We start from the raw sequence: 22,171 nt of genomic DNA on the forward strand, positions 1-22,171 counted from the left end.
CGGCCGGCGGTTGCCGGCCAGGGTCGGGTACGGCGTCAGGCGCGGGCGACCTGGTCCAGCAACCACTGGCTCAGCAGGCCGACCGGCCGGCCGGTGGCCATGCCACGCTTGCCTTCATCGCTGGCCACGCCGGCGATGTCCAGATGGGCCCAGCGCTGGCCTTCGGCGAAGCGCGACAGGAAGCAGCCGGCGGTGATCGCACCGGCCCAGCGGCCGCCGATGTTGTAGACGTCGGCGAAGCTGGAATCCAGCATCGGCTGGTACTCGTCCCACAGCGGCAGGCGCCAGGCGCGGTCGAAGACCTGCTCGCCGGCGGCCAGCAGTTCGTTGGCCAGGTCGTCGTGCTTGCTCATCAGGCCTGCGGTCTGGTGGCCGAGGGCGACCATGCAGGCACCGGTCAGGGTGGCCACATCGACCAGCGCCTGCGGCTCGAAGCGCTGTGCGTAGGTCAGTGCGTCGCACAGGATCAGGCGGCCTTCGGCGTCGGTGTTGCCCACTTCGATGGTCTTGCCCGACATCGAGGTGATGACGTCGGACGGACGGTAGGCATTGCCGTCGATGGCGTTTTCCACCGCCGGGACCACCACCACAAGATTCAACGGCAGCTTGGCCTTGACCGCGGCGACGAAGGTGCCGATGACGTTGGCGCCACCGCACATGTCGTACTTCATCTCTTCGATGCCGCCCTGGGTCTTCAGGTTGACGCCACCGGTATCGAAGGTGATGCCCTTGCCGACCAGCACGTAGGGCTTGGCGTCGCCGCCATTGCTCCACTTCAGCACGACCAGGCGCGGGCGGTTGGCCGAGCCACGGGCCACGGCCAGCAGCGAGCCCATGCCCAGCGCTTCCATCTGGGTCTCGTCGAGGATCTCGGCTTCGGCACCGTCATGCTCGCCGGCGAATTTCACGCCCACTTCAGCCAGGTAGGCCGGGGTGCAGTAGTTCGGCGGCAGGTTGCCCAGCTCGCGGGCGAACTCGACACCGGCGGCGATGGCCTGGCCCTGGGCCAAGGCCTGCACGTCCTCACCGGCGATGGCCAGCTGGGCCAGGCCGGCATCGTCGGCCTTCTTCTTGCCCAGGGTGGCGGTGTAGCGGTAGGCCGCGTGGTCGGCGGCGATCACCGCCTGGCGGATCGCCCAGGCCGCGTCGCGGTCCTTCACTGCCACTTCGGACAGGGTGAACAGTGCGCTGCGGGCAGCGCCGGCCTTCAGCGCGCGCACGGCATCGCCGACCGCCTTCAGGTACTGCGGCACGCCGAAGCGGGCGGCATCGCCGAGGCCGACCACCAGCACGCGCGGGGCGGTCACGCCCGGCAGGTCGTGCAGCAGGGTGGTGGCGCCGGTCTTGCCGGACAGGTCGCCGCGCTGGGCCAGGGCGGCCAGGCGTCCACCGCTTGCAGCATCCAGTGCCTGCGCGGACGCAGTCAGGGTATGGTCGGCATAGGCGCCGACGACGATGCAGTCAACGGCGGCCGAAGCCGCGGCGAGGTGGTTCAGGGTGAATTCGAGAGCCATTGAGCAGATTCCATTGGCAAGTCCGTACAATCGCGGACCGTTTACGCCCAGACGCTAGACTGGGCGGCACCGCGAACGAACCTGAGAGTTTAAACCACCGCCCCATGTTGAAGCTCGACCGCTATCTATTGGGCGATTTCGTCCAGAGTTTCCTGGCTACCCTGATCGTCCTGCTGGTGGTCAGCGTGGGCGGCGTGCTGGTGGACATCCTCGGCAACATCGCCGACGGGCGGCTGCCGGCCAAGCTGCTGTTCTCGCAGCTGGGCCTGCAGTTCATCGTCTACATGCCGCTGATCCTGCCGCTGGCACTGATGCTGGGCCTGCTGCTGGCCATCGCCCGCCTCTACCGCGACTCGGAAATGGCCGTCATCACCGCCATCGGTGTCGGCCCCCGGCGCCTGCTCAAGCCCCTGCTGATGCTGGTGCTGCCGGTGATCGCGGTGGTCGGGGCCTGTTCGCTGTGGCTCGGCCCCTGGGCCGCGCGCACCGCCGAACAGATGGTCCAGGACGCCAACCGCAGCGTGCTGATGGCCGGCCTGGAGCCGGGCCGGTTCACCCCGCTGCCCAATGGCGGGGTGGTCTATGTCGCCTCGATCTCGCCCGACGGCAGCCAGCTGGGCCGGGTATTCCTGCAGCGGCAGAAGGAGGATCGCCTTGAAGTGGTGTCCGCTGCCAATGGTCGCATGTACTTCGAAGGCGCCCGCCAGCGCTTCCTCGAGCTGGATGATGGTCATCAGCTGGAAGGGCCGGTGGCTGGCGGACTGGATTATCGTCTGGCCACCTTCGCCCGCAACGACGTGGCGTTGCCCGACGGCAGTGAAGCCCGCAAGAGCGATGACCCCGAACTGATGCCGACCACCGCGCTGTTCGGTGACAAGCGCCCCGAGGCCCAGGCACAGCTGCACCGTCGCCTGGCCCCGCCACTGATCGCGCTGGCCTTTGCCCTGCTGACCGTGCCGCTGGGGCGCAGTTCGCCGCGGCAGCAGCGCTACGGCCGGATGATGCTGGCCCTGCTGGCCTACATGGTCGGTACCAACATGATGTTCATCGGCAGTGGCTGGATCGCCAACGGCCAGATCCCGCCGGCGCTGGGCCTGTGGTGGCTGACCCTGCCGCTGCTCGCACTGGCGGTGTGGATGTACGCGCGCGATGGCCGCATGGCACGTCCGAAGGGAGCCCGCGCATGATGCTGCGACCGATGCGTTTCGATCTGTACCTGGGCCGGGCGGTGCTGGGTACCGTGCTGCTGACCTGGGCGGTGCTGGTCGGCCTGGACGTGCTGATGGCCTTCTCCGGCGAGTTCAAGGACATCGGCAAGAATGGCTATTCGCTGGGCCATGCTGCGGCCTGGGTGCTGTACACCGTGCCGCGCCGGGCCTACACGATGTTCCCGACCGCGGCGGTGATCGGCGCGCTGATGGGCCTGGGCCAGCTGGCCGCGACCTCGGAACTGACCGCGCTGCGCGCACTGGGCCTGTCGCGCAAGCGCCTGAGCGTGTCGGTGGCGATCGCCCTGTCGTTGTTGACCGGGTTGATGGTGATCAGCGCCGAGACCCTGGGGCCGTGGGGCCAGAACCGCGCCGATTCGCTGAAGATGAGTGCCAAGTGGGGCACCGACATCGCGGTGGCGCGTTACTCCGGCCTGTGGGCGCGCGAGGGTGACACCTTCCTCAACGCACAGAGTGGCGAGGAGCAGCTGGTCGGCGACAAGGGCACGCGGCTGATTCTGCGTGACGTGCGCCTGTACAAGATCGACGAAGAGGGTCGGATCGGTACGTTGACCCACGCCGCCACCGCCGAGCATGACAAGGATGGCTGGGTGTTGACCGGCGTGCGCCGTGACACCTTCGGCGAGCGCTCGGCAACGCGCCAGGAAGCGGCCCGTGAGCCGTGGAATTCCAAGCTGGATGCCGGCGCCCTGGCCACCGGCATCGCCAAGCCGCGCAACCTCAGCGTGTCCGAGCTGAGCACCAGCATCGCTTACCGCGAGCGCAACGGCCTGGATGCACGCGACTACGAGGATGTGTACTGGAGCCGCTGGTTCTATCCGTTGAATGTGCTGGCGCTGTGCCTGGCGGCGGTGCCGTTCGCGTTCGGTTCGCTGCGCAGTGGCGGCATGGGCAAGCGCCTGTTCCTGGGCATCCTGTTCGCGCTGGCGTTCTGGCTGCTGCAGCTGTTCTTCGGCCGCATGGCCGGCGCGCTGAAGTTCGACTACCGCATTGCCTACGCGCTGCCGCCGATCGTGATGCTGGCGGTGTCCGGGTTGTTGTTCCGGCGCAAATCGGGCTGATTCCGGTAGCACCGGGCCATGCCCGGTGAAGGTGTGCGATATCCCGCGTCCGCCGGGCATGGCCCGGCGCTGCCAGCACAGGTCAGCGCTTCGGCATCCGCAGCAGCTGCGTGGCACTCGCGCGGTCGTGCCAGGTCAGCCGCTGGCGATCCACCAACGCCCACCAGAAGCCCAATCCGCCCAGCAGCAACGACAACGTGGCCACCGCGAAACGCAGCCACAGCTGGCCGCGTCGCAACGGCGTGCCATCGCGTGATTCCAGTTTCAACCGCCACGGGCGCATGCCCAGTGTCTGCCCACCGCGCCGCCAGCTGGCGGTGGCATACCACCCGGTCAAGGCCCAGCACACCGCCCACAGCAGCCATTGCCAGGCACTGAAGGGCGCGATGTTCTCGCGCTGCGCATGGCCGCTGAACGCATAGGCCAGGGTGAAGACCGTGCCGGCCAGCATCCACAAGGCCAGCACCGGCAGCGCGTCATAGATCATCGCCAGCAGGCGCCAAAGCAGCAGCGCGCGCGGGCGGGGCGTATCAGCGGCGACGTGGGTCGCATCGGTGGCGGGGCTCGACATGTGCCGAGCATACGCAATGCTGGCCGTGCCCGCAGTTGGCCTCGTATGCTGCGTGCATGGCCGTCACTTCCACTCCCGCCGAACGTCGTCAGCTGGTCCAGCAACTGCCCGAGCTGCGCGGCGAGGACAGTCAGCGCATCCAGCGTTTCCTCGATGCGATCTGGGCCGAGCACGGTCTGGCCCGCGCCACCCTGGACAGCTATCGCCGCGACCTTGAAGGCCTGGCGCGCTGGTGTGACGGGCGCGACGGTGGTCTGGCCGGTATTGAACGCGCCGGTCTGTTCGATTACCTGGCCTGGCGCACCCGCCACAACTGGTCACCGCGCAGCAACGCGCGGTTGCTGTCGGCGCTGCGCGCGTTCTTTGCCGATGCCGTGCGGCGTGGCGAACGCAGCGAGGATCCCAGTGCGCTGCTGGACCCGCCGAAGCTGCCACGGCTGCTGCCCAAGGCGCTGGCAGAGAGCCAGATCGACGCGCTGCTGGCGGCACCGGATATCGACAGTCCGCTCGGCCTGCGCGACCGCGCCATGCTGGAGCTGATGTATGCCGCCGGGCTGCGGGTGAGCGAGCTGGTGCTGTTGCCCGCTACGGCGGTGAACCTGCGCCAGGGCGTGCTGCGGGTGACCGGCAAGGGCAGCAAGGAACGCCTGGTGCCGCTGGGCGAGGAGTCGCAGTACTGGCTGGAACGCTACCTGCAGCAGTCGCGACCGCAGCTGGTGGGGAAGGGCAAGGTGCAGGCGCTGGCCGACGGGCAGACGCCCCTGTTCATCGAACCGGCGCTGCATGGCTTGACCCGCCAGGCGTTCTGGCACCTGGTCAAGCGCTACGCGGCGGTGGCCGGTATCGACCCGGCGCGGATCAGTCCGCATGGACTGAGGCACAGTTTCGCCACCCACCTGCTCAACCGCGGCGCCGACCTGCGCGCGCTGCAGATGTTGCTGGGCCACAGCTCGCTGTCCACCACGCAGATCTACACGCTGGTCGCACGCGAGCACCTGCAGAAGCTGCACGCCCGCCATCATCCCCGCGGCTGAGCCCATGGCGGGGGCCAGCCGGGCCTGTGCGCGGCATCGCGGACCGCTCAGGATGGCTGTGTCAGAATCCGGGGTCTTCTTTCTGCTGCGGACTGCTCCATGCTCCGATTCGCCATCGCCGCCGTGTTCGGCGCGCTCAGCCTGAGTGCCTGCGCCCAGCCCGCCCCGCCCGCCGCAAAGGCCCCCGCTGCAGCGGCAGCCAAGGCCGGCCCCGCCGCCACGGTCAATGCTCCGGCCGAGCAGGCCGTGCGCAAGGCGCTGACCGAGCTCAACCCCGGCTTCCAGGTGGACTACATCGGTGCCGCGCCCTTCCCGGGCTTCCGTGAAGTGGTGGTCTCCGGCCAGCTGCTGTACGTCTCCGACGACGGCCGCTACCTGTTCCAGTCGCAGCCCTACGACACCCGCGCCAAGAGCCCGGCCAACAGCGAAGGCCTGCTGGGCTATCGTCGCGACCTGCTGGCCAAGGCCAACCATGGCGACCGCATCGTGTTCGCCGCGCCGAACGCGAAGTACACCATCAGCGTGTTCACCGACATCGAATGCGGCTACTGCCGCAAGCTGCACCAGGACATCGCCGAGCTCAACCGCAACGGCATCACCGTCGAATACCTGGCCTTCCCGCGCATGGGGCTGGGCAGCAAGGATTACACCGACATGATCTCGGTCTGGTGCGCGGCCGATCGTCGCCAGGCGCTGACCAATGCCAAGCGTGGTGGCACGGTGGCAGCGAAGAACTGCACCAACCCGGTGGCGATGCAGTACGCACTGGGCCAGCAGTTGGGCGTGAATGGCACGCCGGCGATCTTTGCGCCCGATGGCACCCAGCTCGGCGGCTACCTGCCGCCGGTGCAGCTGCGTGCAGCGTTGGAGAAGCTGTCGGCCAAGCGCTGATTGAAACGTCGCCGGGCATGGCCCGGCGCTACCGTGGATGGGCGGGTAGCGCCGGGCCATGCCCGGCGGATGCCTCAGTCAGAAAGCCGGGGACGCAGTGCGCCCCCGGCCTTTTTTTACTTCAACCCATCACTGACCGCCTTGGTCAGCGTGCCCTGCGCATCGTCGCCGCTGAACTCCCAGACGAACGCGCCGCCCAGTCCCTGGGTCTTCACGTAGCCCATCTTGCGGGTGATGTTGGCCGGGGTATCGAAGCTCCACAACGTGCTGCCGTTGTAGATCCAGGTGGCACCGGCGGTGTTGTCGGTGTAGCTCGGCCACGCCAGGTTCTTCAGCACCTTCCAGTCTTCAATGCCAGCCTCGTAGGTACCCGGTGCCGCACCGGTGGCGCTCTGGTACAGGCCATTGTTGGCGTTGGTCACCCCGGTCCAGCCGCGCCCGTAGTAACCGATGCCCAGGTTGAGCTTGGCGGCGGGAACACCACGGCTGATGAAGGCCTCGATGGCGTCGTTGCTGTTGTACAGCTTCTGGTCGCCGGTGGACGGATCATTCGGCGAATCGAACAGCGCCGACTGGTGATTGGTCTTCGCATCCCACGCGCCGTGGAAGTCGTAGGTCATCACGTTGATGTAGTCCAGGTACGGGTGGTACGCGGCCGGATCGGTGACGCGGATCTTGTCGATGCCGGCGCCGACCGCCACCGTCAGCAGCAGGCCCGGACGCACCGCATCGAGCTGGCGGCGGAATTCGGCCATCAGCGCGGTGAAGTTGGCGTTGTCTTCGGGCGTGCCGCAGGCGATACCGCAGGCCACCGGGTATTCCCAGTCGATGTCGATGCCATCGAACACCCCCAGCGCCGCACCGGGGCCACCGGCACCGTCGGTCACCGGCAGGTTGCCCTTGATGTAGGCATCGATGCACGAAGCAACGAAGGCCTGGCGGTTGGCCGGTTGCGCCGCGCTGGAGAAGCCGCGCGACCAGGTCCAGCCACCCAGCGAGATCAGCACCTTCATGCCCGGGTACTTGGCCTTGAGCTGCTTGAGCTGGTTCCAGTTGCCGCGCAACGGCTGGTCCCAGGTATCGGCGCTGCCGCTCACGCTTTCGCCGGCACCGAAGGCCTTGGTGTAGTCGGCGAAGGCATCGCCACCGGCACCGCTGTTCGGGTCCGACGGCTGGGTGACGCCCACTTCGCAGCGGTTGTTGCGCACGTTGCCGAAGGCGTAGTTGATATGGGTCAGGCGCGCGGCCGAACCACTGCTGTCGATGTTCTTGACCCGGTAGTTGCGGCCGTAGATGCCCCACTGGGTGAAGTAACCGATGACCCGCTTGCCGGTGGTGCCACCGTCGTCGGCCAGGGTGCTGGCGGTCACTGCCGTGCCCTGTGCCGATGCATTGCCGGCGTTGTCGCGCGCACGCACGCGGTAGCTGTAGCTGGTGGACGCGGTCAGCCCGCCATCGACATAGCTGGCGCTGGACGGCGAGCCGACCAGGCTGCCATTGCGGTACACGTCGTAGCCGGCCACGCCGCTGCCACCGGTGTTGTCGCTGGACGGGCTCCAGCTCAGGGCGATGCTGTTGGCGGTGCGGGTACCCACGGCCAGGCCGCCGGGCACGCTGGGCGCGGTGGTATCGCCACTGGCTGCGTTGACGGTGATGGTGATGGTCGCGGTGCTGGCGGTGGCGTTGTTGTTGTCGGTGGCGACCGCGCGCAGGGTGTGGCTGCCGGCGCTGGCGTTGGCCCAGCTGGCGCTGTACGGCGCGCTGGTGTCGATGCCCAGCGAACTGCCATCGCGGAAGAACTCGACCTTGCTGACGCTGCCGTCCGCATCACTGGCGTTGGCGGTCACGTTGACCGTGCTGCCGGCGCTGAAGGTGGCGCCGTTGGCCGGCGAGGTCAGGCTGACCACCGGCGGCTGGTTGGCCCCGCCGCCGTCGCAGGCGCCGAGGTTGGTGTAGTAGGGCGCCCCGGCCGGATGGTCCGGCGGCGCGTTCCAGATGTCCTGGTTCGCCCGGTAGAGGACCCCGCCCTTCTGCAGGGTGTCGCCACTGCGGTAGATCCTGGCCTGGTCCCATTCGGCCACGCCGGCACAACTGGCGGCCTGGGCCAGGCCGGGCAGGGCGACCGCCCCGGCCAGGGCCAGCAGCCAGGCCAGACGGCGCGGGCGACAGCGATGAAGGGAAGGGTGGGCACTGCGTACATCGGCACTCTGCACAAGCGGGTCGTACATGGTGTGTCTCCGATCGATGGTTGGCGCGCGGGCCAGGGCGGCGCCGCACGTAACGCAGGGTCCGGACGTCGCCCGGGAAGGCGACGGAGGGGCGGACGGAGGTACCTGGTGGGCCGGGGAGAGAGTCCGGCGCCAGGTGGGGACAACGTTGTCATCAATTGCGTGGTCAATCCGTGAGCGAGTGCATGGTTCGGGGATTTGGCGGAGAGCGGCGCTGGCGCGCGGTCGGCGGCCAGCGGCGGAGCCCCCTCGTGGCTGGGGTTTGGTCGTTTACAGCGGATTTCTGGGGGTGGGCCGGGCGGGTGGGCTGCGCAGGGGACGCCGTGAATACGTCCCTGTAGGCTCGGTCGCCGCATCCATGCGGCTCACGCCCCTGCGCAGCCCACCCGCCCGGCCCCTGACAGGTTCCTGTGGCGCCAGCCACGAAAGACGAACAAAAGATCAAAATCAAACGCCGATCGCTCCGCTCTCAGGCGTCTGATTGCAGGCCCTTCCCTGATTGCCGGCCAGCGGCCGGTGACCAAGGAGCATCCACGCATGGCGTGGATCTACCGTGTCGACCAAGGTCGACACCTACCCACAGCAGCAGGAAACTGTCGAAGGCGGGGTGGGTCCGGTTGCGGGGGCGTGAGCCGCATGGATGCGGCGACCGAGCCTCCATGGACGGATTCACGGCGTCCCCCGCAACCGGACCCACCCTGCCATCCCACGGGAACCCCGCTTTTGCTTTGGCAGTTGCTGTTGCTGTTGCCTTGGCCTCGGCGGGTGCCGGGCGCCGCCCGGCCAAAGCCCTTCCCCCGCTTCCGGTACAATGTCGGGCCCGTTTCCCAACTACGGTTCCCCGGACATGATGGTCCTCGAGGGCGCGCCCGCCCTGTCGCCGTTCCGCCGCGAACGTCTTGAATCCCGCCTGCAGTCCATCGCTCCCTCCCTGCGCATCAGCGGTGCCTGGCACGTCTACTTCGTGCAGGCCGAGGGCACTGCCGCCCCCGACGTCGATACCCTGTGCCGCATCCTGGAAGCCCGCCCGCAGTCCGAGGCGGTTGTTGACGGTGCGGTCAGCCGCATCGTGGTGCCGCGCCTGGGCACGCTGTCGCCGTGGTCGAGCAAGGCCAGCGAACTGGTCCGCGGTGCCGGCCAGCCGGTGAGCCGGGTCGAGCGAGGCCTGCGCATCGACGTGCAGGGCTGGCCGACCGAGGCTGCCGCCCAGCAGGCACTGGTCAAGGTGCTGCACGACCCGATGACGCAGTCGGTGCTGGAGCGCGTCGATCAGGGCCAGTCCCTGTTCTCGACCCCGGCCCGTGGCGAACTGGAGCGCGTGCCGGTGGACCAGCTGGAGGCCGCCAACCAGCGCCTCGGCCTGGCCATGGCGCAGGACGAGATCGACTACCTGCGCGAGCGCTTCACCGCGCTGGGCCGCTCGCCGTCGGACGTGGAACTGATGATGTTCGCGCAGGCCAATTCCGAGCACTGCCGGCACAAGATCTTCAACGCCAGCTGGACCATCGACGGCCAGGAGCAGGACCGCTCGCTGTTCCGGATGATCAAGAACACCCACCAGCAGACCCCGCAGCACACGCTCAGCGCGTACAGCGACAACGCGGCGGTGATCGAAGGCCATCCGGCCTCGCGCTATCGCCCGGACCCGGCCAGCGGCGAGTACCGCCGCGAACCGCAGGTGCCCAGCGCGTTCCAGATCAAGGTGGAAACGCACAATCACCCGACCGCGATCGCGCCGTTCCCGGGCGCGTCGACCGGCGCCGGTGGTGAAATCCGCGACGAAGGTGCAACCGGTCGTGGCGGCAAGCCGAAGGCCGGCCTGAGCGGATTCTCGGTCTCGCACCTGCGCATTCCCGAGCTGCCGCAGCCGTGGGAAGCGCCGCGTGCGCTGAACCCGCGCATGGCCCCGGCGCTGGAGATCATGACCGACGGCCCGCTCGGCGGCGCCGCGTTCAACAACGAGTTCGGCCGCCCGGCACTGCTTGGCTACTTCCGCAGCTTCGAACTGCCGGAAGGCGCCGACCTGGTGCGCGCCTACGACAAGCCGATCATGCTGGCCGGTGGCCTGGGTGCCATCGATCGCGTGCAGGTCGACAAGATCCTGCTGCAGGACGGCGATGCCGTGATCGTGCTCGGCGGCCCGGCGATGCTGATCGGCCTCGGCGGCGGTGCCGCCAGTTCGGTCGCTTCCGGTGAGAGCGCCGAGGACCTGGACTTCGCCAGCGTGCAGCGTGACAACCCGGAAATGGAGCGTCGCTGCCAGGAGGTCATCGACCGCTGCGTGGCGATGGGCGCCGGCAATCCGATCAAGTTCTTCCATGACGTCGGTGCCGGTGGCCTGTCCAACGCCATTCCCGAACTGCTGCACGATTCCGGCGTGGGCGGCATCATCGACCTGGGCAAGGTACCCACCGACGATCCGTCGCTGTCGCCGATGCAGCTGTGGTGCAACGAGTCGCAGGAGCGCTACGTGCTCGGCGTGGCGCAGGAGCGCCTGGCCGAATTCGCCGCGCTGTGCGCACGTGAGCGCTGCCCGTTCGCTGCGGTCGGTGTCGCCACCGCAGCCGAACACCTGGTGGTGGCCTATGGTGCCGTGCCGGGCAACATCCCGGCCGACGCGCCGATCGACCTGCCGATGGACGTACTGTTCGGCAAGCCGCCGAAAATGCACCGCGATACCGCGCACCCGCCGGCACCGCGCTGGCCGGCGCTGAAGACCGGGGGCCTGGATCTGCAGGAAGCCGGTCTGCGTGTGCTCGCACACCCGACCGTGGCCTCCAAGAACTTCCTGGTCACCATCGGCGACCGCAGCGTGGGCGGCCTGACCGCGCGCGAGCAGATGGTCGGCCCGTGGCAGCTGCCGGTGGCCGACGTGGCGATCACCCTGGCCGATTTCGACGGCGTGGCCGGCGAGGCGATGGCGCTCGGTGAACGCACGCCGCTGGCACTGCTGGATGCGGCGGCCTCGGCCCGCATGGCCGTTGGCGAAGCACTGACCAACCTGTGCGCGGCTCCGGTCGACGCGCTGGATGAAATCAAGTTGTCGGCGAACTGGATGGCCGCTGCCGGCCACCCGGGCGAAGACGCGCTGCTGTACGACGCGGTGAAGGCGGTGGGCATGGAACTGTGCCCGCAGCTGGACATCAGCATCCCGGTGGGCAAGGACTCGCTGTCGATGCAGGCGCAGTGGCACGACCAAGGACAGGCGCACAAGAGCGTGTCGCCGGTGTCGCTGGTCATCACCGCGTTCGCGCCGGTGGCCGATGCGCGCCAGCAGCTGACCCCGCTGCTGGACCGCGACATCGACAGCGAGCTGTGGTTGATCGGCCTCGGTGCCGGCAAGCAGCGCCTGGGCGGTTCGATCCTGGCCCAGGTGCACGCCGATCACGGCGACCTGCCGGCCTTCGCCGGTGCCGCCCCGGACCTGGACGACCCGCAGCGGCTGCGTGGCTTCTTCGAGCTGATCCGCGATGCACGCCAGGCCGGCCTGCTGCGCGCGTACCACGACCGCAGCGACGGTGGTGCGTTCGCCGCCCTGTGCGAAATGGCCTTCACCTCGCGCCTGGGCCTGGACATCACCCTCGATGCCTGGGGCGATGACCCGTTCCGCAGCCTGTTCAATGAAGAGCTGGGCGCCGTTGTGCAGATCGCCCGCGAAGACCGCGCCGCGTTCGCCGACCTGGTCGAGCGCCACGCGCTGACCGAGTGCGCACAGCGCATCGCCAAGCCCACCACTGCGCCGGTGGTGCGGGTGTCGCTGGGTGGTGATTCGCTGGCCGAATGGCGCTGGGAAGCGTTGTTCGACGCCTGGTGGTCGGTCACCCACGCCATGCAGAAGCGCCGCGACAATCCGGCCAATGCCGATGCCGAGCGCGAGATCGCCCGCGGCTTCACCGCGCCGGGCCTGAAGCCGAAGTTGAGCTTCGATCCCAATGAGGATGTTGCCGCACCGTTCGTGCAGACCGGGGCGCGTCCGCGCGTTGCGATCCTGCGCGAACAGGGCGTCAACGGCCAGATCGAAATGGCCAACGCCTTCGAACGTGCCGGCTTCCGTGCGTTCGACGTGCACATGAGCGACCTCATCGAAGGCCGCGTGGCGCTGCAGGACTTCACCGGCCTGGTTGCCTGCGGCGGCTTCAGCTACGGCGACGTGCTCGGTGCCGGCCGCGGCTGGGCGACCTCGATCCTCGAGCGCACCGCGCTGCGCGATGCCTTCGCCGCGTTCTTCGCGCGCCAGGACAGCTTCGCCCTGGGCGTGTGCAACGGCTGCCAGATGATGAGCCAGCTGAAGGACATCATCCCCGGTGCCGAACACTGGCCGCAGTTCCGCCGCAACGCCAGCGAGCAGTTCGAGGCCCGCACCGCGCTGCTGGAAGTGGTGGAGTCGCCGTCGATCCTGCTGCGTGGCATGGCCGGGTCGCGTTTGCCGGTGGCGGTGGCGCATGGCGAAGGCCAGGCGGTGTTCGACAATGCCGTCGACCAGGCCACGGCCCGTGTCGCACTGCGCTACATCGATGGCAACGGCAACGTCGCCAGCCAGTACCCGCTGAACCCGAACGGCTCGCCCGACGGCATCACCGGCCTGACCAGCACAGACGGCCGGGTGACCATCATGATGCCGCACCCGGAGCGCACCCCGCGCGCGCTCAACCTGAGCTGGGCCCCGTCCGAGTGGCAGGGCGATTCACCGTGGATGCGCATGTTCCGCAACGCACGGGTATGGTGCGGTTGATCGCACGCGCATTGCGCAGCTGACGATGCCATCGCGTATGGAGAACCCGCCGGGAAACCGGCGGGTTTTTCTTTGTCCATACGGAAACTCCTGAACTGGCCATCAGTTACATGCGTTTTCATAAGTGAGGATTTCCTCACGTACGCCTAACAAAATGCGGACATAAACAAGTGAAACAGTGAACTGCTTCACGGCAATGGGTTTTGCTGCGTCAAACTCTTGACGATCCGCGAAGATGCCGTTAACACTTGACCCCCGTTTCAAATCTGTTCATCCCGCAGTAACCGCACGGCGCATGCGCTCGGTTTTCTGTCCCTGCGCGCCGTTCGGCAATACCCGCAGTAAATCACGCGAATAAACGCCCCCAGGGGACGTTGGGCCACGAAGGCTCGGCGGTGGCGTTGCTTTGCCCAAAACCAGTCCAATCAGGAGCCGTACCGATGAATCGGATTTATCGCAAGGTCTGGAACAAAGCATTGGGTCAGTTGGTGGTGGCCTCGGAACTGGCCTCTTCCAGCTCATCAGGCGGGGTCGTCGACCAGCGCCGCGGTGCGACCGATGCCGCGCCGGCACGACTGGCTGCAGCGCTGGCCTTGGCAATGGGACTGGGCATGACCGGCATCGCTGCGGCGCAGTCGGTCGAGATTGGGGGCAGCGCGAACTGCGTGGTGCTCAACAGCAAGGTGCTGGACAAGTGCGTGGTCGATGGCAGTGCCAGCGCCAAGGGCAGCAACGCGGTGGCAATTGGTGCGGGTACCAGCGCCACCGGCGCCAACAGCGTGGCGCTGGGCGCCGGTTCCAAGGCAACGCGCGCCAACACCGTTTCTGTCGGTGATGCCGGCAAGGAACGGCAGGTGACCAATGTCGCCGCCGGTACCGCCGCCACCGATGCGGTGAACAAGGCACAGCTGGATGCACAGGCGCGCGCCACGCAGGCTGCGCTTGCGCAGGCGGCGGCCGAGGGCAGCCGCTATTTCAAGGCCGATGGCGCTGGCGATGACAGCGACGCGGCAAAGATCGAAGGCCAGGGCGCCATCGCGGTCGGTAGTGGCAGCCAGTCGCTGGCCAACGCCACCACCGCGGTCGGCACCCAGGCCATTGCCGCAGGACTTGGTGCCAGTGCTTTCGGCCAGAACGCGCTCGCCTTGGGTGATGCCAGCGTAGTGGTCGGGCAGAGTGCGGCCGCCTTCGGTCTTGGCGATACGGCGGTAGGCGCAAGTGCCGTGGCCGCCAGCGAGAACGGTGCAGCCACCGCGTTGGGTGCACTGTCCGAAGCCAGCGCCGATGGCGCTACCGCGGTCGGCGCGGGTGCCGTGGCGATGGGCCCCGGCAGCACCTCGCTGGGCCGCGGTGCGACCGCCGCCAACGAAGCGTCGATTGCCGTCGGTGCGTTCAGCACGGCGGTGGGCGAATACAGCACCGCGCTGGGTTCCAATTCAGCGGCCGTGGCTACCGGCAGCGTGGCGCTGGGCGCCGGCTCGCTGGCCGACCGCGTCGATACCGTGTCGGTGGGTGCGGTCGACTACGGCTTGACCCGGCAGATCACCAGCGTTGCCGCCGGTACCGAAGATACCGACGCGGTCAATGTTGCTCAGTTGAAGGACGTGGCAGCGGTAGCAGATACCACCGCCAAGCGATTCCAGGCCACCGGCAGCAGCAACAGCGATGCCGGTGCGTTGGCCGAGGGAGATGACGCGCTCGCCGCTGGCGAAGCCGCCAATGCGATCGGCAACGGTACGACCGCCGTCGGTGCAGGTGCGACCGCCGTCGCGCAGAACGCCACTGCGGTCGGCAACAACGCGCTTGCATCTGGCCAGAACAGCGCGGCCTTCGGCAACAACGCGCAGGCAGTCGGCCCTGGCAGCGTCGCCGTCGGCGGTGCTGCGGTGGATGCCGATGGCAATCCGCTGATCACCAGTGGCGGCGTGCCGGTAGAGACCGGCGCCACCAGTGCCGGGGTCGGTGGTACCGCCGTCGGCGCCAGCGCCGATGCCGGTGGTTTCGCAGCGTCGGCGTACGGCGTGGGAGCCTATGCGGCAGGTGCGCAGTCGTCGGCATTCGGTGCAGTGTCCAATGCCATCGGCGATTATTCCACCGCCGTCGGTACGCAGAGCAACGCTACCGGCACCAGCAGCGTGGCCATCGGTGGCCCGGCCGACCTGATCCCGGGCCTGGGCTTCTTCGTGCAGACCCAGGCCAGTGGCGAAGCGGCCACCGCCGTCGGTGCCGGTGCCATCGCCAGCGGCGACCAGGCCGTGGCCAATGGCAGCCTGACCGAGGCCTCCGGTGCCGAGTCGGTCGCAGTGGGCTACTTCGCCTATGCACCGGGCGAGAACGCCAGTGCGCTCGGCGCGCAGACCTGGGCCAGTGGCACGCAGAGCACCGCCGTCGGCTACTACGCCACTGCGCGTGGTGCCAACAGCGTTGCACTGGGCGCCAATTCCGAAGCGGTGCGCGCCAACAGCGTGGCCGTGGGCAGTGCGGGCAACGAGCGGCAGATCACCAGCGTGGCTGCCGGCAGCGAAGCCACCGACGCAGTGAACAAGGCACAGCTGGACGCCGTGGCCAGCACCGCCGACACCACCGCGCGCTTCTTCCAGGCGCAGCCGGAAAGCGGCAGCGATGCCGGTGCCTACGCAGAAGGCGAGGGTGCGGTGGCGGCGGGTTCGGCCAGCAACGCCATCGGTGCCGGCGCGCTGGCACAGGGCGCAGGCGCGGCGGCCATCGGCGCCGACAGCGTGGCACTGGGTCGCAATACCTTCGCCGACGGTGAAGGTGCGGTAGCCGTGGGTGGCCTCGGCCAGGCCTACGACGAATACAACCAGCCGCTGCTGGATGAGCAGGGCAACCCGGTGCAGATCGGCACCACCGCCTCGGCCGGTTCCACCGCCGTCGGCAATGCCGCGCAGGCGACCGGTGCCAGCAGCAGCGCCTTCGGCAATGCGGCGCAGGCCACCGGCGACAACAGCTTCGCGGCGGGCGGCAAGGCGCGCGCCACCGGCAGCTATGCCGTCGCCATCGGCGACAGCGCCTTCGCCAAGGCCGATGACAGCACCGCCGTGGGTGGCTACAGCACTGCCAGCGAGGAAGGCGCCACCGCCTTCGGTGCCGGCGCGTGGGCCACCGGCCGCAATGCCTCGGCGTTTGGTCCGGCGGCATGGGCCAGCGCCAACGGTGCCACCTCCATCGGCTACAACAGCTGGGCCAACGGCACCAGTTCCACCGCCGTCGGCCGCGGCGCCTTCAGCTACGGCGACAACAGTGTTGCGCTGGGCTTCCAGGCACTGGGCAACAGCGTCAACAGCATCGCCATCGGCACCAACACGGTGGCTGGCGGTGAAAGTGCGATCGCCCTGGGCGCGGGCAGCACGGCCAGTGGCAACAACGCGGTTGCACTGGGTGCCGGTTCGGTGGCCAGCCGCGACCGCAGCGTGTCGGTGGGCAGCGCCGGCAACGAGCGGCAGATCACCAGTGTGGCGGCCGGTACCCAGGCCACCGATGCGGTGAACAAGTCGCAGCTGGACGCGGTTGCAGCCAGTGCCGCGACCACCAGCAAGTACTTCCAGGCCAGTGGCAGTGCCGACAGCGACGCCGGTGCCTACGTGGAAGGCGACAACGCGCTGGCCGCGGGTGAATCGGCCAACGCCATCGGCAACGGCGCAACCGCCCTCGGCAGTGGTGCCAATGCACTGGCCGGCAACGCACAGGCCATCGGCTTCAATGCCCTGGCCAGCGCGGCCAATGCCAGCGCCATCGGTGCCAACGCACAGGCGACCGGCGAATACGCCACGGCTCATGGTGCCGAGAGTGAAGCCAGCGGCGAACAGAGTGCGGCCTTCGGCGCGGCCGCGGTGGCCAGCGGCGCCGGCAGCACCGCCAGCGGCGTGCTGTCCGAAGCCAGCGGCGAAGAAGCCGTGGCGGTGGGCTACTTCAGCAACGCCAGCGGTGAGGCCGCCACTGCGGTCGGCAGTGAAAGCGTGGCCAGTGGCACCGCTTCGGCAGCATTCGGCATCGGTGCCGAAGCGACCGGTGGCTACAGCACCGCCATCGGCGGTTACGCCAACGCCTCGGCATTCAACGCCACCGCCTTCGGCAACTTCGCCAACGCCTCCGGTTCCAACAGCGTCGCGCTGGGTGGCGATTCGGAAGCATCCGGTGCCTACAGCACCGCCACCGGCCAGGGCAGCCTGGCTACCGGCACCAATGCCGTGGCCGTCGGTGGCTCGTTGTTCGGCCTGCTGGCGACCGAAGCATCCGGCGACTATTCCACCGCGGTCGGTGGCGGCGCCTATGCGCCGGGCATCAACAGCACCGCGCTGGGCAATGCGGCTGAATCGCGCGGTGCCAACAGCGTGGCGCTGGGTGCCGATTCGATTGCCGACCGCGACAACACCGTGTCGGTCGGTGGCGGCGGCAACACCCGTCAGATCACCAACGTGGCCGCCGGTACCCAGGGTACCGATGCGGTGAACAAGGACCAGCTGGACGCGGTGGCCGCCGAAGGCGCGAAGACCAGCAAGTACTTCCAGGCCAGCGGCAGCGCCGACAGCGATGCCGGTGCCTACGTGGAAGGTGACAGCGCGCTGGCTGCCGGTGAGGCCGCCAATGCGATCGGCACCGGCGCCACCGCACTCGGCAGTGGTGCAACGGCGGTAGCGGCGAACGCTACGGCGGTAGGCTTCAACAGCCTGGCCAGCGGCGGCAATGCGGCTGCGGTGGGCAACAACGCACAGGCGACGGGCGAAGACAGCGCGGCGCTCGGCAGCGGCGCGGTGGCCAGCGAAACCAGCACCACTGCGACCGGTGCAGGTGCGCAGGCGACGGCGGTGTACAGCACGGCCAACGGTGCCGAGGCGGGCGCCAGCGGTGCGCAGTCGCTGGCCAGCGGCTTCCGTTCGGCAGCCTCTGCAGACGGCACCACGGCGGTGGGCGGCTACAGCGAAGCCAGTGGTCGCCTCGGCTCGGCGCTGGGCTATGGCACCGTGGCCAGTGGTGCCAACAGCACCGCTGCCGGCGTCTTCGCTGCGGCGTCGGGCGCCAGCTCTGTGGCGATGGGTGATTCCAGCGAAGCCAGCGGCGATGAGAGCGTGGCCATTGGTGGCAGCACCTTCTTCGGCCTGGTGCCATCACGTGCCAGTGGCTACGGCGCAGCGGCGTTCGGTGCCGGTGCCTGGGCCACCGACGACTACGCCACTGCAATCGGCTGGAATTCGTGGGCCGATGGCGCCGAGTCGACGGCCCTGGGCGCCAGCGCTACCGCCAACGGTGCCAACAGCGTCGCCCTGGGCGCAGGCTCCAAGGCCGACCGTGACAACACGGTGGCCGTCGGCAGTGCCGGCAGCGAACGCCAGGTGACCCATGTGGCGGCCGGCACCGAAGGCACCGATGCGGTCAACAAGAATCAGCTCGATGCTGTCGCCGCTACGGCGGACAAGACCAGCAAGTACTTCCAAGCCAGCGGCAGCGCTGACAGCGATGCCGGTGCCTATGTGGAAGGCGACAACGCACTGGCTGCCGGTGAAGCGGCCAATGCGATCGGCAATGGCGCCACCGCGCTCGGCAGTGGTGCCACGGCCGTGGCCGCCAACGCGACCGCCGTGGGCATCAACTCGCTGGCCACGGGCAGCAATGCGGCTGCGGTAGGCAGCAACGCGCAGGCCACCGGTGAAGACAGTGCCGCACTCGGCAACGGCGCGGTAGCCAGTGGCATCAGCGCCACCGCTACCGGCACCGCTGCACAGGCCAGTGGCGTCTACAGCACCGCCAACGGTGCGGAGGCCGTCGCCAGCGGTGCGCAGTCGCTGGCCAGCGGTTTCCGCAGTGCCGCTTCGGCCGATGGCACCACCGCCATCGGTGGCTACAGCGAAGCCAGCGGCCGCCTCGGCACCGCACTGGGCTACGGCTCGGCGGCGACCGGTGCCAACACCACGGCTGTCGGCTTCGGAGCGGCGGCAGCAGGCAGCGGCGCCGTCGCCGTTGGTCAATCCAGCGAAGCCAGTGGCGCAGAGAGTGTCGCCATCGGTGGCAGCACCTTCTTCGGCCTGATCCCGTCGCGTGCCAGCGGTACCGGTGCGGCGGCCTTCGGTGCCGGTGCCTGGGCGACCGATGACTACGCCACCGCGATCGGCTGGAATGCATGGGCCGATGCGGCTGACAGCACTGCCCTGGGTGCCAGCGCGACCGCCAACGGTGTCAACAGTGTCGCCCTTGGTGCGGGCTCGAAGGCCGACCGCGACAACACGGTGGCCGTCGGCAGCGCGGGCGGTGAACGTCAGGTCACCCATGTTGCCGCCGGCACCGAGGCCACCGATGCAGTGAACAAGGGCCAGCTGGATGCCGTGGCCAGTGTCGCCGACAAGACCAGCAAGCACTTCCAGGCCAGCGGCAGTGCCGACAGCGATGCCGGTGCCTACGTCGAAGGTGACAATGCGCTGGCGGCCGGTGAAGCGGCCAATGCGATCGGCAATGGCGCCAGTGCGCTCGGCAGTGGTGCCACCGCGGTCGCGGCCAACGCCACCGCCGTCGGCTTCAATGCGCTGGCCAGTGGTGAAGACGGTGTGGCGATCGGCAGCAGCGCCAGCAGCACGGCCGGTGGCGCGATTTCCATCGGCGTGGAAAGCAGCAGCGCAGGCCCGGCCAGTGTGGCCCTCGGTGCGCAGTCCCAGGCGCAGGGCATCGGTGCGGTCGCCGTCGGCGGCATCGCCCAGGCCAACGGGCTGGCCGCAACCGCCGTCGGTTATGGCGCAACCGCTGATGGTCGCGAAGCCACCGCCGTCGGCAACTTCTCGTCGGCCAACGGCTGGCAGTCCACCGCCTACGGCGCCGGTGCCACGTCCGCCTTCTTCGGCACCGCGCTGGGCAGTGGCGCGCAGGCCGCCGAAGTGTCCACAGCCGTGGGCCAGGGCACCGTCGCGCAGATCGCCGGTGCTGGTTTCGGCGTGCAGGCGCGCGCCGGCCAGTTCGGTACCGCACTGGGCAACAATGCCACCACCGGGCTCAATGGCGTGGCGGTCGGCTTCAACGCGCTGGCCGGACAGGACGCCAACAGCGTCGGCACGGGCCAGCACACCACCGCGATCGGCAGCGAGGCATGGGCCACCGAGGACGGTGCCACCGTGGTCGGCTACAACAGCTATGCGCAGGCCACCAATGCCACCGTGCTGGGCAGCAATACCTGGACCACCAAGGACGCCGACAACAGCGTGGCGCTCGGTGCAGGTTCGCTGGCCGACCGTGCCAATGCGGTATCGGTGGGTGCGGCGCAGGAGTGGGTCGATGCTGCCGGGGTCAGCCACAGCGCGATCAACCGCCAGGTGACCAACGTGGCCGCCGGTACCCAGGCCAACGATGCGGTGAACAAGGGCCAGCTGGATGCGGTGGCCTCCACCGCCGACGCCACCAGCAGGCACTTCCGTGCCAACGGCAGCGGCACCGCCACTGCCAGCGGTACCAACGCAGTGGCGGTGGGCTCCAGTGCCACTGCCAGTGGCAACCGCAGCAATGCACTGGGCAGCAACGCCAGCGCCGTCGGCAACGCATCACTGGCCGTAGGCGCCAATGCCGCCGTCACCGGCAGCAACTCAGTGGCACTCGGTGCCGGCGCGCGTGCGGTGGATGCAAACGTGGTGTCGGTCGGTGGCGGCAACGGCACTGATGGTCCTGCTACGCGCCGCATCGTCAACGTTGCCGATGGCCGCATCGCCGCCGGCAGCAGCGACGCCGTGACCGGTTCACAGCTCAACGTCACCAACCAGCGCGTGGGTGCGGTGGAAACCCGGGTCGGTGATTTCGACTCGCGCATCGCCACTGTTGAAACCAGCGCGGCCAGTGCGGTCGGCTACGACGATGCCAGCCGCGACCGCCTGACCCTGGCCGGTATCCAGGGCACCACCATCGACAACGTCGGCGCCGGCAGCATCGCCTCCGGCAGCCGCCAGGCGATCAACGGTGGGCAGCTGTTCCAGTCGCTCAGCGATGCCGCCAGCTTCCTCGGCGGCGGTGCCAGCGTCGGCATGCAGGGCGTGTTCGTCGCGCCGAACTATGTGATCCAGGGGTCCACCTACAGCAACGTCGGCGACGCGCTGGGCGCACTGGACCGCAAGGTCAGCGAGATCGATCGTCGCACTGCCAGCGGCACGCGTTCCGGCGCGGCCAGCCTGCGTTCGATGGCCGCTGCGCTGGACGCAGACGCGTCCAACGTGGCCACGGCGTCGGCTGCCACCGACGCGAGCCTGGCTGATGGCGGATCGGCAACGGCCAGTGTGCAGGGCACGCCGACCGCTGCCAGCGCAGGCAGTGCTCAGCCAGCACTGGTCGCAGGCGGTGGCGTCAACGCCGTCGCGATGGGCGATGGCGCTGTCGCCAGCGGTGCATCGTCCACTGCTGTCGGCCAGGGCGCGAGTGCAACGGCGGCCAATGCGGTGGCGCTGGGCCAGGGCTCGGTTGCCGATCGCGCCAACACCGTCTCGGTCGGCAGCGAGGGCAACGAACGCCAGGTCACCAACGTGGCGGCCGGTACCACCGCAACCGATGCGGTCAACAAGGGCCAGCTGGATCGTGGCATCACCACCGCCAACAGCTACACCGACAGCCGCGTGCAGGCAGTCACCGACAGCTTCGATGTGTTCAAGGGCGAAGTTGATGGACGCCTGCGCCACATGGACCGCCGCATCGACCGCCAGGGCGCGATGAGCGCAGCGATGCTCAACATGGCCACCAGTGCCGCCGGCATCCGCACCCAGAACCGGGTCGGCGTCGGCATCGGTTTCCAGGGAGGCGAGTCGGCCATGTCGCTGGGCTACCAGCGTGCGATCAGCGATCGCGCCACGGTCACCGTCGGTGGTGCCTTCAGCAGTGATGACAGCTCGGTCGGCGTCGGTGCCGGCTTCGGCTGGTAAGTGCGCAACAACGT

General features: G+C 68.8%; 9 protein-coding genes. 6 read left to right on the forward strand and 3 right to left on the reverse strand.

The window, feature by feature from the left end:
* Positions 1-35: 35 nt before the first annotated feature.
* Positions 36-1,514, reverse strand: coding sequence for a leucyl aminopeptidase (locus LMF57_RS02725; protein WP_117309490.1), 1,479 nt, complete (start codon positions 1,512-1,514; stop codon positions 36-38).
* 104 nt (positions 1,515-1,618) lie between these two features.
* Here LMF57_RS02725 and lptF point away from each other — a divergent pair, with 104 nt between their 5' ends.
* Positions 1,619-2,701 carry an LPS export ABC transporter permease LptF gene (gene lptF, locus LMF57_RS02730; RefSeq protein WP_117309491.1) on the forward strand — a complete coding sequence of 361 codons (1,083 nt, stop codon included), beginning with the start codon at positions 1,619-1,621 and terminating at the stop codon, positions 2,699-2,701.
* Complete coding sequence (gene lptG / locus LMF57_RS02735; protein WP_117309492.1) at positions 2,698-3,804, forward strand: LPS export ABC transporter permease LptG; 1,107 nt, start codon at positions 2,698-2,700, stop codon at positions 3,802-3,804. Before lptF ends, lptG begins: the two co-directional genes overlap by 4 nt.
* A gap of 82 nt (positions 3,805-3,886) precedes the next feature.
* Here lptG and LMF57_RS02740 read toward each other — a convergent pair whose 3' ends face one another.
* Positions 3,887-4,375 (reverse strand): RDD family protein, encoded by a 489-nt coding sequence (locus LMF57_RS02740; protein WP_229290731.1) that lies wholly within the window; start codon positions 4,373-4,375, stop codon positions 3,887-3,889.
* Positions 4,376-4,431: 56 nt separating this feature from the next.
* On the opposite strand from LMF57_RS02740, the gene xerD reads away from it, so the two are divergent.
* Both xerD and LMF57_RS02750 read left to right on the forward strand, forming a co-directional pair.
* Positions 4,432-5,409, forward strand: a complete 978-nt coding sequence (xerD, locus tag LMF57_RS02745) for a site-specific tyrosine recombinase XerD (RefSeq protein ID WP_025879354.1) — start codon at positions 4,432-4,434, stop codon at positions 5,407-5,409.
* 99 nt (positions 5,410-5,508) lie between these two features.
* Positions 5,509-6,300: a thioredoxin fold domain-containing protein gene (locus LMF57_RS02750; RefSeq protein ID WP_229290732.1), complete on the forward strand. Its 792-nt coding sequence runs from the start codon at positions 5,509-5,511 to the stop codon at positions 6,298-6,300.
* A gap of 116 nt (positions 6,301-6,416) precedes the next feature.
* Here the strand turns inward: LMF57_RS02750 and LMF57_RS02755 are convergent, their stop codons facing one another.
* A complete protein-coding gene (locus tag LMF57_RS02755) occupies positions 6,417-8,528 on the reverse strand; it encodes a glycosyl hydrolase family 18 protein (protein ID WP_229290733.1) in 2,112 nt (703 codons plus the stop codon).
* An 847-nt stretch (positions 8,529-9,375) separates the two neighbouring features.
* Here LMF57_RS02755 and purL point away from each other — a divergent pair.
* Both purL and LMF57_RS02765 read left to right on the forward strand, forming a co-directional pair.
* The gene (gene purL / locus LMF57_RS02760) at positions 9,376-13,260 is read left to right on the forward strand and encodes a phosphoribosylformylglycinamidine synthase (protein ID WP_229290735.1); all 3,885 of its coding nucleotides are present in this window, start codon (positions 9,376-9,378) and stop codon (positions 13,258-13,260) included.
* Between the two features lie 440 nt (positions 13,261-13,700).
* Complete coding sequence (locus LMF57_RS02765; RefSeq protein WP_229290736.1) at positions 13,701-22,157, forward strand: ESPR-type extended signal peptide-containing protein; 8,457 nt, start codon at positions 13,701-13,703, stop codon at positions 22,155-22,157.
* Positions 22,158-22,171: the final 14 nt, after the last annotated feature.

This window comes from Stenotrophomonas sp. SI-NJAU-1, from assembly GCF_020883215.1.
Lineage (GTDB): Bacteria > Pseudomonadota > Gammaproteobacteria > Xanthomonadales > Xanthomonadaceae > Stenotrophomonas > Stenotrophomonas indicatrix.

What these genes read in the sequence shown, in the direction of transcription:
- LMF57_RS02725 (WP_117309490.1), bottom strand. Translation starts at nt 1,514, where the DNA reads ATGGCTCTCGAATTCACCCTGAACCACCTCGCCGCGGCTTCGGCCGCC.
- lptF (WP_117309491.1), top strand. Translation starts at nt 1,619, where the DNA reads ATGTTGAAGCTCGACCGCTATCTATTGGGCGATTTCGTCCAGAGTTTC.
- lptG (WP_117309492.1), top strand. Translation starts at nt 2,698, where the DNA reads ATGATGCTGCGACCGATGCGTTTCGATCTGTACCTGGGCCGGGCGGTG.
- LMF57_RS02740 (WP_229290731.1), bottom strand. Translation starts at nt 4,375, where the DNA reads ATGTCGAGCCCCGCCACCGATGCGACCCACGTCGCCGCTGATACGCCC.
- xerD (WP_025879354.1), top strand. Translation starts at nt 4,432, where the DNA reads ATGGCCGTCACTTCCACTCCCGCCGAACGTCGTCAGCTGGTCCAGCAA.
- LMF57_RS02750 (WP_229290732.1), top strand. Translation starts at nt 5,509, where the DNA reads ATGCTCCGATTCGCCATCGCCGCCGTGTTCGGCGCGCTCAGCCTGAGT.
- LMF57_RS02755 (WP_229290733.1), bottom strand. Translation starts at nt 8,528, where the DNA reads ATGTACGACCCGCTTGTGCAGAGTGCCGATGTACGCAGTGCCCACCCT.
- purL (WP_229290735.1), top strand. Translation starts at nt 9,376, where the DNA reads ATGATGGTCCTCGAGGGCGCGCCCGCCCTGTCGCCGTTCCGCCGCGAA.
- LMF57_RS02765 (WP_229290736.1), top strand. Translation starts at nt 13,701, where the DNA reads ATGAATCGGATTTATCGCAAGGTCTGGAACAAAGCATTGGGTCAGTTG.